Raw genomic sequence first — 3,820 nt, forward strand, 5'->3', positions numbered from 1 at the left:
GGAGCCCTCCATTCGCCACCTTCATAGCTAGCTCCTCCTCCTAAATACATCGCTAGCGTCTGATGCAAGGAATAAAGCTGATTGCCCGTAATCGCCTCTGTCGAACCTTCAGAAATATCGCCATCTAAAACTGACTTCAGTTTGCTCTTACTTCTTTTATCTCCCTTCCCATGAAGCGCTACAAACGCACTATCTTCATCACTCCACAACAACGCATTCTGCTCAATATTGTCTGAAATCTCATTATGAAGCTTTGTAAATGAATTGCTTACACCGGCAAACGCTTCAGCAATATTGGGATAGCTACGCTCTTCTGGACTACCATCATCATTAAATGTCGTAACTTTGAAAGTAGGTGCTACCCATTGACCATCTTCATAGTGAGCGCCACCACCAAAATAAGTCGCTAGCGTCTGATTCAAGGAATAAAGCTGAGAACCATTCACTGCTTCTGTCGAGCCTTCAGAAAGTGTGCCAGCTTTCACGCCAGAGAGACTACGTGCATCACCATTCATGTTTGCAATTGTGATTGCACTACCCTCTTTTTCACCACCTATCNAGCTTTCACGCCAGAGAGACTACGTGCATCACCATTCATGTTTGCAATTGTGATTGCACTACCCTCTTTTTCACCACCTATCTTGATTACCTTCGTAGCATCATCCTGCTTAACAAGACTATCTCCTACAACTCTATTAATCTCATTCTGAAGCTCTTTATGAATATTCGTGAATGAATTCCCTACACCTGCAAACGCTTTAGCAACATCATCATAGCTCTGCTCTTCAACAGCACTACCATCCTCATTAACGGTCTTAACTTTGAAACTTGGAGCTCTCCATTGACCTTCCTTATATTCAGCGCCACCACCTAAAGATTTAGCTATATTCGTAGCTGTTGTTTCAAGATTGTTTGACACACTGCTTACATTTTGATTGGTCGCAAAAAGCTGTGAACCATTCACTGCATCACTCGATGCTTCCGAAAGCGTTCCTGATTTCACACCGGAAAGGGTCCGTGCAGCACCATCAATATTCGAAAGCTTAACTTCTGTACCACTCTTTTCACCCCCTACACTAATAACATGTGTCTTTTCATCTTGCTTAACAAGACTATCTCCTACAACTTGGTTAATCTCATTCTTAAGCTCTTTGTGAATATTTGTGAATGAATTCCCTACACCTGCAAATGCTTTGGCAACATCATCATAGCTCTGCTCTTCAACAGCACTGCCATCTTCTTTGACGATCTTAACCTTGAAGCTTGGAGCACTCCATTGACCTTCCTTATATTCAGCGCCACCACCTAAATAAGATGCAACAGTCTTATTCGTATCAAAAAGCTGAGAACCATTGATCGCATCACTTGAGCTTGCAGAAACCTCTCCATTGGAAAGAAACTTAATTTTACTGTTGCCTTTCCCAGCACCCTCTCCATGTGTCGCTACAAACGCATTATCTTCATCACTCCACAACAACGCATTCTGCTTAATATTTTCAGTAACCTCCGTGTTGTTTTGGGTGAACTCTTTTTGAAGATTCTCAAAAGATGTTCCTACACCAGCAAATGCTTCCGATACATTATCATACTTCTTCTCTTCAACTTTAGTACCATCCTCATTAACGGTCTTAACTTTGAAACTTGGAGCTGTCCAAGCGCCACCTGCATAACTAGCATCACCACCTAAAGACTGCGCAACACTGTTACCTAGAGCATATAGCTGATTTCCTGCTACAGCATCGCTTGAGCTAGCAGTAATGTCACCATTTGCAAGCGATGTTATCTTGCTGTTGGTCTTCTCACCGTCTTTTCCTCCATGCGTCGCTACAAACGCCTCTGCGTCCTTATTCCACAACAGCGCATCGCCTTGAACTTCCTGAGTAATATTCGTGACTTTGTCATTAAAGTCTTTAACCACATTCGTGAAAGAATTACCAACACTTGAAAGAGCTTCTGAAACACTATCGTACTCAGCTTCTTCTGATGTGCCATCTTCTTTAAGGTGTGTAACTTTAAATCTAGGCAACAACCATTGATCTTTCTCATACTTAGCATCACCGTTTAAGTACGATGCAAGATCTTTTCCTAAGGAATAAAGTTGGGAGCCATTTACTGCATCTGTCGATTCTTTCGTAATATCTCCTGCCGCAAGGAACTTAATCTTGCTGTTTGTCTTTGCACCATCTTTTTCTCCATGCAAGGCGACAAAAGCACCATCAGCCTTGCTCCATGATAAAGAATCTTGTGCAACTCCTTCTGAAACTTCCTTAATACGAGCGTTGATAGTGCTCATGCTGTCATTAATGTCATTAAACGCACCTGCAACATTATTACTGCTCTTCTTATCACCTTTCGTACCATCATTGCTGAAAGTCTGAATTTGGAAATCCGGATCTTGCCATTCGCCTTTCTCATTATAACCAGCACCTCCACCAAAATAGCCAGCAAACTGTTTTTGCAGATCATAAATCTGTCCACCCGTAATCGCATCACTCGAGCCTGATACTATAGAGCCAGCTGCAAGTGATGTAATCTTACTCTTGCTTTCCTTCTCTCCATGCGTCGCTACAAACGCCTCTGCGTCCTTATCCCACAACAGCGCATCGCCTTGAACTTCCTGAGTAATATTCGTGATGTTTTCAGTAAGTTCATTAAACTTATTCGTTAGGTTGCTATTTACATTCTTGAAATTCGTATCAATGCTTTCAATGGCTAAACCAACATCACTATAGGATTTTTCTACTTCCTCGCCTTTTGCATCAACACTGGATAATTTATAGGTTGGACCCGTGAAAGTACCATCTTTAAAGCTTGTACCTCCACCTAAGTATTCCGCAATATCCTGAGAAACCTTAGAAATCTGACCGCCATTAACCGCATCATGCGAATTCTCACTAATCTGACCTTCGGCAACATTATGCAAACCAACAGATGCAGAACCCTTACCTTTACCCAAAGTCACACTCGCATAATTAGTGATGCCATTATCACCATCTTTTTTATCATAGTGAACAACAGCCGATTCATCAGACTGAAGATTGTTAGAAAGCTTCTCTAAACTTTTATCAAGTTGCTCTTTGTTGACTGCTTCATTATTCTTCGTTGCTTCCTTCACACCGGAAAGTATTCTATCCCCTTTGTCTTTATTTGCGATATTGATTTCACTGCCTTCTACTTCTGTACCAATATTGATAACTTTTGTCTTTTCATCCTGCTTGGCAAGGCTATCACTGACAACATTAGTAATTTCATTGTTAATCTCTTTGCGAACATTGGTGATGGAAGCACCAACTCCAGCCAATGCCTCCGCTACAGTTTTATATTCCTTATCTTCAACATCACTACCATCACCTTTGACAGTTTTAACTTTAAAGCTTGGAGCACTCCATTGACCTTCCTTATATTCAGCGCCACCACCTAAATAAGTTGCAACATTGTCCCCTAAGGAATAAAGCTGACCACCTGTAATTGCGTCCCTTGAATCCTTAGCAATATTACCTTCGGCAACATTATGAAGTGCAACTGGTCCTGCATCCTTACCTTTACCTAAAGTCACACTGCTATAATCAGTTTTACCATCTGCCTGTTTATCGTAGAGAACCACTGCTGAATCATCAGACTGAAGGCTGCTGGAAAGATCCTTCAGACTTGCATCAAGCTGCGCTTTATTGACTGCTTCATTGTCATTCTCTGCTGCCTTAACACCAGAAAGTGTCCGATCTACTTTGTCTTTATTTGAAATATTGAGTTCTGTACCTTCTACTTCTTTACCAATAGTGATAACTTTTGTCTTTTCATCCTGCTTGGCAAGGCTATCACT

General features: G+C 41.5%; 2 pseudogenes. Both read right to left on the reverse strand.

Annotation, left to right across the window (positions count from 1 at the left end):
- Window positions 1–515, reverse strand: a pseudogene (locus ACFIK7_RS00565) (adhesin); the annotation flags it as partial.
- A gap of 38 nt (window positions 516–553) precedes the next feature.
- Window positions 554–3,820 (reverse strand): annotated as a pseudogene (locus tag ACFIK7_RS00570) (hypothetical protein); the annotation flags it as partial.

This window comes from Bartonella sp. CL266QHHD (assembly GCF_042195355.1).
Taxonomy (GTDB): domain Bacteria; phylum Pseudomonadota; class Alphaproteobacteria; order Rhizobiales; family Rhizobiaceae; genus Bartonella.